The following is a 14,382-nucleotide window of genomic DNA, read 5'->3' as shown; positions in this document are numbered from 1 at the left end:
GTATCTCCAATTCAAACAAACAGAAGAGCAAATCGTTCAGGCATTTTTTGTAATTTGTAAGTGAAGAGTTTTATCCACCCAAACCCACCTGCACTATGAATAAGATTCGAATTGAAATCAAATGGGGCTTATTGTTCATTTTATCCGGTTTGATCTGGATGATTTTGGAAAAAAGCCTGGGCTGGCACGATGTCCATTTGGAAAAGCATGCTACGTACACCTTGTTATATGCTCCTATAGCCATTCTGATTTATGTTTTGGCACTCATAGACAAAAAGAAAAATGACTACCAGGGGAAAATGACTTATGTCCAGGGGTTGATTTCAGGGATCGTTGTGACTGTCGTGGTGGTGGTTCTTACCCCACTCAGTCAATACATTACTCATACTTATATCTCTCCGGAATATTTCCCAAACATCATTGACCTGTCCGTCCAGCAGGGACATATGGATGAGGAGGGGGCCAAGGCTTATTTCTCTTTAAAAAACTACATCTTCCAGTCCTCTATTTTCGCAGCATTTATGGGGATTTTGACCTCTGCAGTTGTCTGTATTTTTGTCCGCTCCAAAAGCTGATATCAGCTTTACCCCAACGGTTCGTTTGGGTAAAGCCTTTTCTTTATCTTTGAGCGCTTTCCTTTTAAACCAGCATTTCCCTTGGAGGAGAACTATATCAAACATCGCTACGATCCTATTCTGCCCAAGCAGGCGGAATGGCCTGTGGTCAAGCTTGCCCGAGAGCGGAAGGAATTTGTTCAGCGAGTAGCCGAGCGAGCAGAGTCAAGAGTATTGGAATTAACGGGGAAAAATCCGGAGATTTTAAAGGAAGAATTGGAGACGACACTTTACCGGGAAAAACTCCGTATCAAGCAAAATCCATGGGTAGTGGATCCGGATGATGAGTATTCCTTTTGGAATGAAGTAAAGCACTCGCTACTTCAAATCAACTCCGAATCGAAGAAATCGAAAATTGCCAAACTGGATGCTTACAAAGGGGTACTTCATAAGATTACCTCAAGATATTCCAATGAAATAGCCTCCAATTTTAAAGCTTCCCATTACAAATTTACTCGGAGTGTAGTCACTTTTGGCTTCTCCAGACTGCTCAATGCAGCACGGGTGAAGGGATTTCGGTCCATTTTCAGCAACCAATACACTCTGCAGGATAAAATTCAGATTACCGGACAGACAGACCAAATTCGGGATTTGGCCACCAAAGGAACCATCGTGATGGTGCCTACCCACTTTTCCAATTTGGACTCTATTCTGATCGGATGGATTATTTCAGTTCTGGGTATGCCCCCCTTCATTTATGGGGCCGGGCTCAATCTGTTTAATATTTCCATTTTTGCCTATTTCATGAATGCCCTTGGGGCCTACAAGGTGGACCGGAGGAAGAAAAATCTGCTTTATCTGGAGACGCTGAAGACCTATTCCAAAGAAGCCATTCAATTTGGGTGTCATAGTCTTTTTTTCCCAGGAGGCACGCGCTCAAGAAGTGGAATGATCGAGTCCAAACTCAAGCTGGGTCTACTCAGCACAGCTTTGGAAGCTCAGCGGACCAATTATCAAAATGGCCATACCGATGTCTCAGGAAAGATCTTCATTGTCCCGGTGACGATCAATTACCATTTTGTGCTGGAGGCGCCAAGTTTGATCAGTGATTACTTGAGTATCACCGGACAGGAGCGCTATTACAAGGAAAACGATGAGTTTTCTACCTCCTACAAAATATCCAAGTTTCTGGTGAAGTTTTTCACCAAAGGTTCCGACATCTCAGTTTCTATTGGGAAAGCCATGGATGTTCTGGGCAATTATGTGGATGAGGAAGGAAACAGCTTGGACAAAAGAGGTCGTATCATCAACACCCAAGACTATTTCATTTCTGATGGAAAGGTAACTGTAGATCATCAGCGGGAAGAGGAATATACCCACATGCTTGGCAAACGCATTGTGGAGGAATTTCACAAAATCAATCGGGTTTTTAGCTCCCATTTGGTGGCTTTTGTAGCCTTTGAAATGATCAAAGCTCAAAACAGCAAATTGGACCTGTTTGATCTGATTCGATTGCCTGAGGAAGATATCGTGATTCCATATGCCGAATTCAAAAAATCCTGTCAGCTGGTTTTGGGTAATATCATGGAATTGAAGGAAAAGGGGAAAATCGGGGTTGCTCCCCATATGTACAGACCAATGGATGAGATTATTACCCATGGTTTGGACAATGTGGGAATGTATCATGCCAAAAGACCCCTATTGACCAATAAGGATGGAGACATCGTCACCCAAGACATGAGCTTGCTATATTTCTATCACAACAGACTTCACGGATATGCCCTCGAAAAGCTCTTCTGATACCAAAATGATCGGTGTGATCGGAATGGGTAGTTTCGGCACTGCCATTGCCAATATGCTGGCGGAGAAAAATCCTGTCTTGGTCTACGCCCGCAAAGAAGAAGTGGTGCGAGAGATTAATGAGACTCATTCTACCTCAGGAAGAAAGGTGCATCCGGAAATTCTGGCCACTTTTGATCCGGAGGAAATTTGCAGCAGATGCAATATTCTTTTTTTTATGGTGCCTTCAGGGGCCTATTTTGAGGTGATTCGAAGGTTCGCCCCTTTCCTGTATCCTTATCATCTGATTATTCACGGTACGAAAGGTTTGGCTTTGAACCTGGAAGAGGGACAAACCCTGGAAAATCTGGAGAAGCTCAAGCGAGAGCAAATTTTGACCATGAGTGAGGTAATTCTCCAAGAGACAGTTGCTGTGAGAGTAGGTTGTCTGGCAGGACCTAATATTTCGACTGAGCTGATTCTTGAGCAGCCTGCCGCCACCGTGATTGCCAGTCATTACAATGAGGTGATTCTGGAAGGACAAAGACTCTTGCGCTCTGAGCGATTTCAAGTGTATGGGAATTCAGATATCATCGGGGTGGAGTTAAGTGGAGTTTTAAAAAATATCATCGCGATAGCTGCAGGAGCCCTTGCCGGTCTAGGTCTAGGTGAAAATGCCAAAGGATTGCTTATTTCACGAGGTATGGTGGAAATGGTACATCTCAGCAAAGCCTTGGGAGGAAGCGTCCAGTCGGTTATTGGTTTGGCAGGTGTAGGAGATTTGGTCACTACCTGCAATTCGGTTCATTCCCGAAACTTTACAGTCGGCTATCGATTGGCAAAAGGGGAACCGCTTTCTCAGATTCTTAACTCCATGGAAGAAATAGCGGAAGGAATCAATACCATCCGAATCATCAATGCATTCATAAAAACGGCAGGTCTTAGAGCTCCTATTACCGAAAATCTCTATCGGGTTCTTTTTGGGGATTTACAAATCGAAGAAGCATTACAATTCCTGATGAAGTACCCATTTAGTGTGGATGTGGACTTTGTGTGAGAATTTGACGTATTTTATACTATGGAAATCCGCTATCTTACTAAGGATGAGAGTAATAAAATTCGAGAAGAAGAATTTTTAGCTTTAAAGCCGGAAGAGCGATTGATGGCTTTTTTGGAACTAAGCCGAAGGGTGAATCGGCTTTTTCCTTCCAAACTAACTTTTGAAGAGCGAACTAAAGGCAATTTTATTTTGGAGAGAAAAAAATGAGTCAGATTTGGAAAGAGACCATCGCCCAGTTTATTGAGCTAGCTAATAAATATGATGTAAAAATGATCCTCATTGGAGGTGGTGCGGTTAATTTCCATGGTTACCAAAGACATTCTGCAGATGTCGATTTTTGGATAAAAGCTGATGAAAATAATCTTGACAAATTAGCATTGTCTTTTCGGGAAATGGGGTTTGAGATCGATGAGTTTCCTGATGAAATAAAAGAGAGAACTAAAAACATTTCGGTAAAATTTTCTCCAGATGATTTAGACCTTGAATTAATCACTCGGTTTGAAATTGGAAAAACATTTGACGAAGCCTATGCTACTTCTGAGCTAGTTACTATAGGAGATAAAATCTTGAGAAAATGGAGGGTTTTGTCTTTTGAAGATTTATTGGAAAGCAAAAGAAGAGCTGCAAGACCAAAGGACTTATTGGATATTGAGCAGCTTAAATTGAAAAAAAAAGGAGGGTAATTCCCTCCTTTTTCCTTATGCAGCCGGTAAAAGTTTTACCAGTAACCCTGGTCCTTCCATGACTGCATAGATATATCCATCCGGACTTTGGGCTACTTGTCTCACCCGGCCTATTCCCGGGAAAAGTTTTTCTTCTCCGGTAGCTCTCGTTCCGTTCATTTCTACTCGGGCGATATGGGTTCCTGCCAAGGCAGCTACCAAAAAATTCCCTTTCCACGCTGGATATTTATCAGAAGTTACCCTAGTCATTCCGCAGGTGGCTATGGAAGGAGTCCAATATTTGACTGGCTGCTCCATCCCTTCTTTTTCGGTGATATCCGTAATCGGAGTTCCGTTGTAATTGATCCCATAAGTAATCACCGGCCAGCCATAATTTTTCCCTTTTTCCAGAAGATTCAATTCATCTCCTCCCCGAGGACCATGTTCCACTTCCCAAAGTCGGTTGTTTTCCAAATCAAAATACAAGCCCTGAGGGTTTCTGTTGCCGTAGGTCCAAATGGATGGGATAGCTCCCGGCGTGTTTAAAAATGGGTTATCTGCTGGAATTCGGCCATCATCGTGAATTCTATGAATTTTTCCATGTGAGTTTTTTAGGTCCTGAGCATTGTTTTGGCTTCCTCGCTCACCGTTGCTGAAATAGAGGTAATTTTCCCTGTCAAAAACAATCCGACTGCCGTAGTGTGTGCCTCCATTCCAACCGGGAGTGGTGACGATTAGCTCTTCTAGGTCGGTAATAGCGTTTCCATTGAGTTTGAATCTTGCAATGGTGGTCGCTCCTCCATTTCCTACAGGCTTAGCATAGGCAATGTAAATCCAGCCATTTTGGGCATGATCGGGATGCGTGGTGATATCCAAAAGTCCTGCTTGGCCTGAGGCATAGATGGCCGGTAATCCTGTGACTTTTTCTCCGGTAAACTTATCGTCCTTGAAAATCAGAATTTCCCCTTTTCGCTCTGTGACGAGCATTCTACCATCTGCCAGCCAAGTCATTCCCCATGGATTTTGAAATCCGGAATACAAGGTGTCTACCTTCACGGTCATTTTCTCTGTTTGGGTAGAAAAATCAAAATTTGGAAGAGGAGCGGGTTGAGTTTCAGATTCTGCAGGCCCGCATGCAGTGGCTGTTGAAAAAAGAACAAAAGTCAAAATTCCCATCAAATACGTTTTCATCCTATTCATACGCTTTGTCTTTGCTTCCAAAGGATAAACGAAGGGAAAGTAAAAGCAGTTTGAACAGAAGGGGATTTTATGTGAAAAAGTAAAAAAAAGGCCTTTTGAAATCTCCAAAAGGCCTTGCTTGACTTGAATTAGAATTACCTGATTGGAAGCAGTTTGATCAAAAGACCAGTAGCCTCTGTGATGGCATAGATATATCCATCAGGACTTTCAGACACTTGACGAACTCGTCCTATATCCTGAAGTAGTTTCTCCTCACCTACATAGGTGGTACCATTCATTTCTACTCGGGCAATATGCTGCTTAGCCAGTGCAGCTACCAGAATATTTCCTTTCCAGGCTGGATACTTATCAGAGGTCACGAGGGTCATGCCGCAAGTTGCAATAGATGGAACCCAATAATGTATCGGCTGTTCCATTCCCTCCTTCTCCGTGATGTCGGTAATTGGCGTGCCATCATAGTTTTGACCGTAGGTGATTACTGGCCAACCGTAGTTTTTACCTTTTTCGATGAGATTGAGTTCATCTCCACCCATGGGGCCATGTTCTACTTCCCAGATTCTGTTGTTGACTTTGTCATAGACCATGCCTTGTGGATTTCGGTTTCCATAGGTCCAAATTGAACTGATATTCCCCAAAGAATCAGTGAATGGATTATCTGTTGGAATAGTACCGTCATCTTTGATTCGGTGGATTTTCCCGTGCGCATTGTTAAGGTTTTGCGCATTCATCGGGATGTTTCCTTTGTCTCCGTTGGAGAAATAGAGATATCCGTCATTATCAAATACGATTCGGCTACCAAAGTGACGACCGCCTTTCCAAGATGGACCGGCTACGATTAGTTCTTCCTGATTGATGGCGTTATTTCCATCCAACTTGAACCTCATGATCGTGGTCGCCCCTGTGCTGTCCTCAAAATGCTTGGCGTAGGCGATATAAATCCAGCCGTTTTCCTCATACTTTGGATGAATGGCAATATCCAGGAGACCAGCCTGATTGACCTCATGAACTGGGGGTAGACCTTGGATTTTTTGTCCGGTAAAAGCATCATCCTGAAAAACCAGAATTTCTCCTTTTCTCTCAGTAATCAGCATTTTCCCGTCGGGTAGCCATGTCATTCCCCAAGGATTTTCCAGCTCAGTATAGAGCGTGTCCACCTTGATCAGGAGTTTGTCAGTCTGAGTGGCATAGGTTTCATCGATCGGCTCTTCGGCAGCCTGCTTTGGGGCGCAAGCAAAACCGATGAAAAGAAGGCCCGATAAGATGCTAATAGGTAAATAAGATTTTTTATTGAGCATATTTTCGAAAGTTTTATGCTTGCAAATTAAGATTTTGGATCGGGAAAGAGAATTAAATTTTGCTCAACGGACAAGAATCTCTTTTTCCTTGGAAGATGCTTGGATGAGGTTTTGGACTTGTTCTACCATTGACTTGGACCCGATGATGAGTGGGGTTCGTTGATGAAGACTTTCAGGTTGAATATCCAGAATTCTTCTATATCCGTCAGTAGCAGCGCCGCCGGCCTGCTCGATAAGGAGTGCCAATGCATTGGCTTCGTAGAGTAGTCTGAGTTTTCCACTGGGGTTCTTTTGGGTGGAAGGATAGAGGTAGATGCCTCCCTTGAGTAAATTTCTGTGAAAGTCGGCTACCAAACTTCCAATGTATCGTGACTGGAGCTTTTCGGCTTTGCACTGTCTGATGTAGGTTTTGATTGCCGGGTCCCATTCCAACTCCAGACCTTCATTGATGGAATAGATTTTCCCATCCTCTGGAGCTTGCATGTCCGGGTGAGAAAGAAAAAATTCCCCGAGGCTATTTTCATAGGTAAACCCATTGATGCCACAGCCGGTCGTGTACACCAGCATGGTTGAGCTGCCATAGAGGACATAGCCTGCTGCCACCTGCTGATTTCCGGGCTGCATGATATCCGCCTCAGTGATAGGACTTCCGACAGGGGTTTTCCTTCGGTAGATAGAAAATATGGTCCCTATGCTGATATTCACATCGATATTGGAGCTGCCGTCCAAGGGGTCAATGGCAACCACATATTTTCCTGAATTATTCTTCAAATCAATCACAGCATCCTCTTCTTCGGAAACTATGGCACAAACTTCGCCACCTTTACTAAGGGCCCGCATAAACCGGATGTTAGCAATGACATCAAGCTTCTGCTGCTCTTCACCCTGAACGTTGGTTTGTCCAAAAGCTCCTCCGATATTAGCCAAGCCTGCACGATTGGTCTCCCTGTTGACAATCTTGGCTGCAAGCGCAATATCCCGAAGGAGTTGTGAAAGCTCACCGGAGGCAAAAGGAAAGTCACTTTGCTTGAGCTTGATGAATCGGTCTAGGGTGATTCCTACGGAGTAGGCCAGATTGCTTTGATCCGGCTGATATGGTAAAATTTTCATTCTTGGAAAAGTACAATATTTGGGTTTGCATTTTCGAAAATTAGATAATATTCTTCATGGCAAAAAACTTCATTTACAAATTTGGTGGTGCTTCGGTCAAAGATAGTTCTGCAATTGAAAACTTATCAAAAATTTTGCGTAATCGATTGCGGAATCAGCTCGTGATTGTAGTATCAGCTATGGGAAAGACCACTAATTCTTTGGAAGAGATTATCTGGAAAAAAATGGGGAATGAAGACTTTTCTCAAAATTGTTCAATTTTGAAGGGCTTTCATCTAAAAATCTGTCAAGAAACTTTCCCCGAAGAGCATCCGGTTTTTACTCTTTTGGAAAACCTTTTCATTAAGCTTGAAAAAGATCTCGAAAGACCGCTTACCCAGCAAAACTATGACGAGTTCTATGATCGGATTGTAGGATATGGAGAGTTGATTTCTTCCCGAATTGTGGCAGAATATCTCTGTCTTCAGGGGCAAGTGGTGGTTTGGAAGGATGCGCGCGAGGTGATTCATACTGATTCTGACTTTCGCTTTGCCAAAATCAACTGGGAAAAGACCAGAATTCAAACCCGAGCTCAATGGATTCCGGTTTTGAAGCAGTTTCCCATTTTGACCCAAGGATTTATCGGTTCTGATCCAAAAGGTAGACCGACTACTTTGGGAAGAGAAGGCTCGGATTTTACAGCTGCCATTTTGGCTACGAGTTTGGATGCTTCATCTGTGACCATTTGGAAGGATGTCCCGGGAGTGCTCAATGCAGATCCCAAGCTTTTTCCAAATACCCAAAAATTCGAGGAATTAGCCTATCCTGAGGCAGCTGAAATGACCTACTTTGGAGCCTCTGTGATTCATCCCAAGACGATCAAGCCCTTGGCTAATGCAGGGATCCCCCTGTTTGTCAAATCTTTTCTGGAGCCTGATGCCCCGGGAACAAAAATCCACCAAGATGCTCCATCCCAATCGATTCCTACCTTGGTGCTCAAAAAGAATCAGGTGTTGATCAGTTTCAAAGTCACGGATTACACTTTTATTGAGGAAGGACATATTCATCAGATTTACGAGCAACTCAAAAAACTAAAGCTCAGGGTCAATATGCTTCAACTCTCTGCGATCAGTGTATCAGTGGTAATTGATGCGCAGGTATTTAAATTGGAACAGCTCTTGGCGGCCCTGAAAAGTACTTTCGAAATCCGCTACAATGAGGGACTTGAATTGCTGACGGTATTGCATCAAAAACCGGAAGAAATCCCTGCTTTGTTGGATGGCTATGAAGTTTTGCTGGAGCAGTCTACAAGAAATACCTTTCAGGCCGTCAGAAGAAAATCGACTATCTGAGCTAAGTTTCCTAAATTCAGCATCTATCAAACACTGCCCTCATGACCACCAGAAGAGAATTTATCGAAAAAGCCAGCTTATCCACTTTAGCTGTATCCTTGCCTTTTGCTTCATCCTTTTCCTCATCCCCTAAAAAGCAGGAAGAAAAAGTCCTGAGAGTGGCTATTATGGGATTGGGCAGCTACGGGACTCGCGTGGCCGAAGCGATGAAGGATTGCAAAAGGGCTAAGCTCGTAGGCGTCATCAGTGGCACCCCTTCCAAAATCGAAGCTTGGCAACAGAAATACGGCATTCCAGCCAAAAACTGCTACAACTACGAAAATTACCATCAGATCAAGGACAACCCGGATATCGATGCGGTCTATGTGATCACAACCAATTCTCTTCATAAACCGCATTCCATTGGCGTGGCTCGTGCAGGCAAGCACGTGATTTGTGAAAAACCCATGGCTCTCAATGCTGAAGAGGGAAGGGAAATGATCCAAGCTTGTCAGGATGCAGGAGTTCATTTGCTGGTGGGATACCGGATGCACTTTGAAGCTAAGACGCTGGAGGTGATTCGCAGACAGCGAGCCGGTGATTTTGGAAAAACTCTCTTTTTTCAGGGACTGAGCGGATTCATGATCGGTGATCCTAAGCAGTGGAGGCTGAATAAGGCCTTGGCAGGAGGAGGTGCTATGATGGATATTGGAATTTATTCCATCAATGGAGCCAGATATATGCTGGGAGAGGAACCCATTTGGGTGACTGCTCAGGAAGTCAAGACGGACCCGGTTAAGTTTAAGCAAGGAGTGGATGAGACGATTACTTTTCAGATGGGTTTTCCCTCCGGTGCTGTAGCCTCCTGTCTTTCTACCTATTCCATGAATAATCTGGATAAGTTTTTCCTCAACGGCACCAAAGGTTTTGCAGAAATGCAGCCATCGACCGGTTATGGTCCTATCCAAGCCAAAACCAATCAGGGACCGATTGAGGCCGAGCATATCACTCATCAGACTACCCAGATGGACGAGATGGCGGCGATCATTTTGGATGGGAAATCCCCAGTGGTGCCGGTAGATGGAGGGGAGGGGCTCCGAGACTTGGTCATCGTCGATGCGATCTATGAGGCAGTACGGACCGGAGCAAGAATCAGCTTGATTTGATCAGCGGGGATTGGGTTCGGGATTTAGGTCGAGTTGCATAAAAACCAGATTCAACCATTTCCCAAACTTAAAGGCGACTTCCGGAAATCTTCCGACCTCCCGAAATCCGAGTCTTTCATGAAAGCGATAGCTACCGTGATTTTCGGAATCCATCCCTGCAATCATGACGTGGTAGCCTTGCTTTCTGGCCAGCTCGATCAGTTGCCTGAGCAAGGCAGTACCCATTCCTCTGCCTTGAGTTCCTGCTTTGAAATAGATGGAGTGTTCGATGGTTTTGCTGTAGCCGGGTTTGGCTCGGAACTTTCCAAAAGTAGCGTATCCACAGACCTGCTTTTCTGATTCGCAAACCAATACAGGTATTCCATCGCGTATTTTTTCTAAAAACATATCCCGGATGTCCTCCAAAGTCTTGGGAAAGTAGTCGTAATTGAAAGAAGTATTCAGGATCGAATCATTGATGATTTCTAGGATTGCTGATGAATCCTCTTCTTTAAAAGACCTAATCTGAAAGCTCATGATCCGAATCGATTGATGATTTTTTCAATTCCTGGCAAATAAGCCGTCCCAAAAAGATTGAGATGAACCAAAAGAGGGTAGAGGTTGTAAAGGCTCATTCTGCTTTCAAAATCGGGCTCCAAAGGTAAAACAGACTCATAAGCTTCGTAAAAGCGGGAGTCAAATCCGCCAAAAAGCCTGCTAAAAGCCAAATCCATCTCCCGGTGTCCGTAATAAATAGCAGGGTCGATCAGGCAGGGTTTTCCATCATTTCCGCAAATCACATTGCCGGACCAAAGGTCTCCATGAAGCAGAGAGGCTTTTTCCTTTGGGAAAAGCATATCCAACTTGGGGTAAATAGCTTGGAATTTTTTGAGAAAATCCAAGGGAATCAATCGGTCAAAATAAGCCTTGCCAAGCATGGGTTCCAGCCTTTGCTCGATGTAAAAGTCTACCCAATTATCATGGAATTGGTTTTTTTGCGGAAGGGAGGCAATGTAATTGTCAGATTCCAGTCCGAATTGTTTTTTATTGTTCAGATGGAGATGAGCCAGTCCCAATCCCAAATCTTCCCAATAGTCGACCTGATGCCTAGAGCCCTGAATGTATTCCGACAGGAGGAAGTTGTAATCCTCTACCCGTCCAAAACCATAAATCTGAGGTATTTTCAAAAAGGTAGATTTTCTCAGCAGTCTAAGACCTTCTGCTTCTTTGGACAGGACATCTCTTTCGTGGTCGAAATTTAGCTTGAGAAAAAATACCCCTTCGGAGGTTTTGAGTTGAATGCCCTGATTGTGATTTCCTGCAGCGATAAGTTGGGCGGACTTGAGCTGGGCCAAAGGCCCTAAAACTTGAAAAAGTACTTGTTCATAGATTTGGTACTGATCAAGCATAGAGTTGATGGGTCTCTTTTACTTTTTCCAGAAAGCCATCAATGGACTGGTCCAGAATCTGGAAGATATCTTCAAATTCCTTCTCTCCTCCATAATAAGGATCAGGTACAGGTAGCCCCTCGTGTCCTTCCACAAAATCCCGCATCAAATAGATCTCCTTGTTGGGGAAGTTGAACCGCTTTTTCATTTGATTGAGCGAGTTGAGATTACTTTCATCCATGGCAAGGATGTAGTCATATTCTCTAAAGTCGGTCCGGTTGACTTGTCTGCCTCTGTGGGAAATTTTCAGCCCATTATTTTGTGCACATCGGATGGTCCGGTCGTCGGGCAATTCCCCAATATGGTAGTCCGAAGTGCCCGCACTGTCTGACTTAAAATGGCTGCTCAGACCCAATACCTTGATCTTATGCTCAAAAATTGCCTCTGCCAGAGGCGATCTGCAGATATTTCCAAGACAAACAAACAGTACGCTAATCATTTTACTCTTTTGGCTAGGTTGGAGAGTTTATTTCAAAGGAGGCATTGAAAATAGGGAATTTCAAAGGCAATTGCACCAAAAGAATCCTATTTATTTGTCTCTCTACTGCTACTTTTTCTTTGATCCAAAATCCGGTTAATCTTTTGGAATATCTACTTTTACCAAATGAAGACCATTTATGGAGCGGTAATTTGGCTTTTTTCGGGCCTACTCCCTTTGGCGGCAGTTTTTTTGCCCAAACTTAAGCACTTTTTGCAGGGAAGGGATGCTCTTTTTTCAAATTTGAAAAAATTCAAAAAATCCAATCCCAATCCGGTGATTTGGGTGCATGCGGCTTCTTTGGGAGAATATGAAATGGCAAAGCCCATTATCTCAGAAATCAAGGGAAGAAGGCCTTTGCAACCGGTGGTGGTCAGCTTCTTTAGTCCATCTGGGTATGATCCCAGTATCAAGAAAAGTCAGCCTGGTGTGGATTTCCTTACCTATTTACCTTTAGATAGAAAAAAATGGGCGGAGGAATTTGTGAGAATTCTTAATCCTAAACTGGCTATTTTCATCAAATACGATTTGTGGTTTTTTCACTTGGAGGCTTTGAAGAAAAGAGGAATTCCCTACTTCCTTGCTTCAGCAAATTTCCGTTTGGACCAATCCTATTTTGGCATATTTGGAAGTTTTTTTAGGAAAAATCTAGAGGGAATGCGCTGGATTTTCACCCAAAATGAAGAAAGTGTAAGCTTATTGGAGAAATATGGAATTCGGCAGGCCAGCAGGACAGGCGATACTCGGTTTGACCGGGTAGCTTCTCATGCCAGCCAACCCAAATCCTTTCCCGAATTGGCGGCGTGGATCGGGGTGAAGCCTGTCGTTGTGGTAGGCTCAGCTTGGGAAGAGGATATGAATTTGTTGATTCCATTGATGAATGAATGGCCTGATTACCGGTGGATTGTGGCACCGCATGACATCAGTCCCGAACCTATGGATCAATGGGCAGGGCAATTGATCCTAAACTCATCCAAATATTCCCAATGGAATCCCCATATGACCAATGAAGTCCTCTTCATTGACAATATTGGCATGCTTTCCTCTCTCTATCAATTTGCCTGGGTGGCTTACGTAGGCGGGGCTTTTGGGAAAGGCTTGCATAATATTCTGGAGCCCTTGGGCTTTGGGGTACCGGTGATATTCGGAATAGTGAACAAAGCCTCCAAGTTTCCCGAAGCTGAGGAAAGTGAAAAACAGGGTTGTGGATTTTCGGTAAATAGTTCGGAGGATTTGAAGTGGATTTTTGCTCAGCTTCAAGAACCGGATTTTCACAAAAAAGCACAAGAAGCAGCGAATTCATGGGTGACATCCAACCAAGGGGCTGCCAAAAAAATTGTATCCAAAATTCAAGAAATGACCGAACTATGATCCAAGGCAGAGTCATCAAGTCTACCGGTAGCTGGTATATCGTGCAAACGGAAAACGGGCCTGTTTCTGCCCGGCTAAAGGGGAAGTTCAAACAGAAAGATCTCAAGCTGACCAACCCTATCGCTGTAGGAGACAAGGTAGAGATAGAAAAAGAACCAGGTCAGGACTCTGTGGTGATCAGGGAAATCCTTCCGAGAGAAAACTATGTGATACGAAAGTCCACCCGGAAGCAGCATCACAGCCATATTATTGCCAGCAATATAGACCAGGCTCTGTTGGTCATTACTATGAAAAACCCACGAACGTCATTTGGCTTTATTGACAGGTTTTTGGTCAGTACGGAGAGTTTCAGGATCCCTGCTTTGCTTGTAGTCAATAAGATGGATCAACTGGAGGGCGAAGATGAGGAGGAGTGGCTTCAGGATATCCATGAGATTTATGAGCCTTTGGGCTACCCTGTTTTGGAAGTTTCTGCTTTGAAGGATAAGGATCTGATGGAGAAATTTTCTCCCTTCCTCCGAGATAAATCCACCCTGATCGCTGGTCACTCAGGTGTAGGGAAGTCTACCTTGCTCAATGTTTTGGTCCCCGAGGCCATGCAGGAGACCAAGGAAGTGTCGGATTACAGCGCCAAGGGAGTCCATACCACGACTTTTGCAGAGCTATTTGCCTTAGAGGGCGGAGGGGATTTGATTGATACTCCTGGGATCAAAGAGTTTGGGATTCTGGATATCGAAGAGCATGAGCTTTCGCACTATTTTCCCGAAATGCGGGAATACCTCGGTCAATGCAAATACAACAACTGTCGGCATGTGAATGAGCCGGGTTGTATCATTCGCCAAAAGTTGGAGGAGGGCTACATTCATCCGTATCGGTACAAGAATTACCTCAATATTCTCCAGGAAGAAGATACTCATCGATGATCTTCTTTGAATCCAAAAAGAATTGGTCTATTTTTCAATTTTGAAAA

At 43.9% G+C, this 14,382-nt stretch carries 14 protein-coding genes; 8 read left to right on the top strand and 6 right to left on the bottom strand.

Translation table 11 applies throughout. The features are described from left to right. Positions 1–95: 95 nt before the first annotated feature. The 4 genes from AAA938_RS15545 to AAA938_RS15530 all read left to right on the top strand — a co-directional run bounded on the left by AAA938_RS15545 (position 96) and on the right by AAA938_RS15530 (position 4,076). Positions 96–575, top strand: a complete 480-nt coding sequence (locus AAA938_RS15545; protein WP_338229671.1) for a DUF4199 domain-containing protein — start codon at positions 96–98, stop codon at positions 573–575. A gap of 81 nt (positions 576–656) precedes the next feature. After that, the gene (locus AAA938_RS15540) at positions 657–2,354 is read left to right on the top strand and encodes a 1-acyl-sn-glycerol-3-phosphate acyltransferase (RefSeq protein WP_338229670.1); all 1,698 of its coding nucleotides are present in this window, start codon (positions 657–659) and stop codon (positions 2,352–2,354) included. Continuing rightward, positions 2,332–3,390 carry an NAD(P)H-dependent glycerol-3-phosphate dehydrogenase gene (locus AAA938_RS15535; RefSeq protein WP_338229669.1) on the top strand — a complete coding sequence of 353 codons (1,059 nt, stop codon included), beginning with the start codon at positions 2,332–2,334 and terminating at the stop codon, positions 3,388–3,390. The genes AAA938_RS15540 and AAA938_RS15535 overlap by 23 nt, the downstream gene beginning before the upstream one ends. A 206-nt stretch (positions 3,391–3,596) precedes the next feature. Then, entirely contained in the window at positions 3,597–4,076 is a 480-nt protein-coding gene (locus AAA938_RS15530) for a hypothetical protein (protein ID WP_338229668.1), read from the top strand. A gap of 15 nt (positions 4,077–4,091) precedes the next feature. Here AAA938_RS15530 and AAA938_RS15525 read toward each other — a convergent pair whose 3' ends face one another. The 3 genes from AAA938_RS15525 to fbp all read right to left on the bottom strand — a co-directional run bounded on the left by AAA938_RS15525 (position 4,092) and on the right by fbp (position 7,660). Beyond that, positions 4,092–5,246 carry a PQQ-dependent sugar dehydrogenase gene (locus tag AAA938_RS15525; RefSeq protein ID WP_338229667.1) on the bottom strand — a complete coding sequence of 385 codons (1,155 nt, stop codon included), beginning with the start codon at positions 5,244–5,246 and terminating at the stop codon, positions 4,092–4,094. 143 nt (positions 5,247–5,389) lie between these two features. Then, the gene (locus tag AAA938_RS15520) at positions 5,390–6,550 is read right to left on the bottom strand and encodes a PQQ-dependent sugar dehydrogenase (RefSeq protein WP_338229666.1); all 1,161 of its coding nucleotides are present in this window, start codon (positions 6,548–6,550) and stop codon (positions 5,390–5,392) included. A 63-nt stretch (positions 6,551–6,613) separates the two neighbouring features. After that, positions 6,614–7,660, bottom strand: a complete 1,047-nt coding sequence (gene fbp / locus AAA938_RS15515) for a class 1 fructose-bisphosphatase (protein WP_338229665.1) — start codon at positions 7,658–7,660, stop codon at positions 6,614–6,616. Between the two features lie 56 nt (positions 7,661–7,716). On the opposite strand from fbp, the gene AAA938_RS15510 reads away from it, so the two are divergent. Further along, positions 7,717–8,991, top strand: coding sequence for an aspartate kinase (locus tag AAA938_RS15510; protein ID WP_338229664.1), 1,275 nt, complete (start codon positions 7,717–7,719; stop codon positions 8,989–8,991). Between the two features lie 41 nt (positions 8,992–9,032). Next, positions 9,033–10,136 (top strand): Gfo/Idh/MocA family protein, encoded by a 1,104-nt coding sequence (locus AAA938_RS15505; RefSeq protein WP_338229663.1) that lies wholly within the window; start codon positions 9,033–9,035, stop codon positions 10,134–10,136. On the opposite strand, the gene AAA938_RS15500 is transcribed toward AAA938_RS15505, so the two are convergent. Genes AAA938_RS15500 through AAA938_RS15490 form a run of 3 tightly spaced genes read right to left on the bottom strand, consistent with a single transcriptional unit; the run spans position 10,137 to position 12,002 of the window. Beyond that, on the bottom strand, positions 10,137–10,652 hold the full coding sequence (locus AAA938_RS15500; protein ID WP_338229662.1) for a GNAT family N-acetyltransferase: 516 nt from the start codon (positions 10,650–10,652) through the stop codon (positions 10,137–10,139). Then, positions 10,649–11,524, bottom strand: coding sequence for a fructosamine kinase family protein (locus AAA938_RS15495; RefSeq protein WP_338229661.1), 876 nt, complete (start codon positions 11,522–11,524; stop codon positions 10,649–10,651). The genes AAA938_RS15500 and AAA938_RS15495 overlap by 4 nt, the downstream gene beginning before the upstream one ends. Further along, on the bottom strand, positions 11,517–12,002 hold the full coding sequence (locus AAA938_RS15490; RefSeq protein WP_338229660.1) for a low molecular weight protein-tyrosine-phosphatase: 486 nt from the start codon (positions 12,000–12,002) through the stop codon (positions 11,517–11,519). The genes AAA938_RS15495 and AAA938_RS15490 overlap by 8 nt, the downstream gene beginning before the upstream one ends. Before the next feature lie 282 nt (positions 12,003–12,284). Here AAA938_RS15490 and AAA938_RS15485 point away from each other — a divergent pair, with 282 nt between their 5' ends. Then, complete coding sequence (locus AAA938_RS15485; RefSeq protein WP_338229659.1) at positions 12,285–13,412, top strand: 3-deoxy-D-manno-octulosonic acid transferase; 1,128 nt, start codon at positions 12,285–12,287, stop codon at positions 13,410–13,412. Continuing rightward, positions 13,412–14,335, top strand: a complete 924-nt coding sequence (gene rsgA, locus AAA938_RS15480) for a ribosome small subunit-dependent GTPase A (RefSeq protein WP_338229793.1) — start codon at positions 13,412–13,414, stop codon at positions 14,333–14,335. Before AAA938_RS15485 ends, rsgA begins: the two co-directional genes overlap by 1 nt. The last annotated feature ends 47 nt before the right edge of the window (positions 14,336–14,382 follow it).

It is taken from the genome of Algoriphagus taiwanensis, assembly GCF_036245645.1.
Classification (GTDB): domain Bacteria; phylum Bacteroidota; class Bacteroidia; order Cytophagales; family Cyclobacteriaceae; genus Algoriphagus; species Algoriphagus taiwanensis.
This window is presented reverse-complemented; position numbering and strand designations above follow the sequence as displayed.

Bases quoted from the DNA above. Each gene is read 5' to 3' on its own strand.
- AAA938_RS15545 (WP_338229671.1), top strand. From the start codon at position 96: ATGAATAAGATTCGAATTGAAATCAAATGGGGCTTATTGTTCATTTTA.
- AAA938_RS15495 (WP_338229661.1), bottom strand. From the start codon at position 11,524: ATGCTTGATCAGTACCAAATCTATGAACAAGTACTTTTTCAAGTTTTA.
- AAA938_RS15505 (WP_338229663.1), top strand. From the start codon at position 9,033: ATGACCACCAGAAGAGAATTTATCGAAAAAGCCAGCTTATCCACTTTA.
- fbp (WP_338229665.1), bottom strand. From the start codon at position 7,660: ATGAAAATTTTACCATATCAGCCGGATCAAAGCAATCTGGCCTACTCC.
- AAA938_RS15525 (WP_338229667.1), bottom strand. From the start codon at position 5,246: ATGAAAACGTATTTGATGGGAATTTTGACTTTTGTTCTTTTTTCAACA.
- AAA938_RS15520 (WP_338229666.1), bottom strand. From the start codon at position 6,550: ATGCTCAATAAAAAATCTTATTTACCTATTAGCATCTTATCGGGCCTT.
- AAA938_RS15535 (WP_338229669.1), top strand. From the start codon at position 2,332: ATGCCCTCGAAAAGCTCTTCTGATACCAAAATGATCGGTGTGATCGGA.
- AAA938_RS15530 (WP_338229668.1), top strand. From the start codon at position 3,597: ATGAGTCAGATTTGGAAAGAGACCATCGCCCAGTTTATTGAGCTAGCT.
- AAA938_RS15490 (WP_338229660.1), bottom strand. From the start codon at position 12,002: ATGATTAGCGTACTGTTTGTTTGTCTTGGAAATATCTGCAGATCGCCT.
- AAA938_RS15510 (WP_338229664.1), top strand. From the start codon at position 7,717: ATGGCAAAAAACTTCATTTACAAATTTGGTGGTGCTTCGGTCAAAGAT.
- AAA938_RS15500 (WP_338229662.1), bottom strand. From the start codon at position 10,652: ATGAGCTTTCAGATTAGGTCTTTTAAAGAAGAGGATTCATCAGCAATC.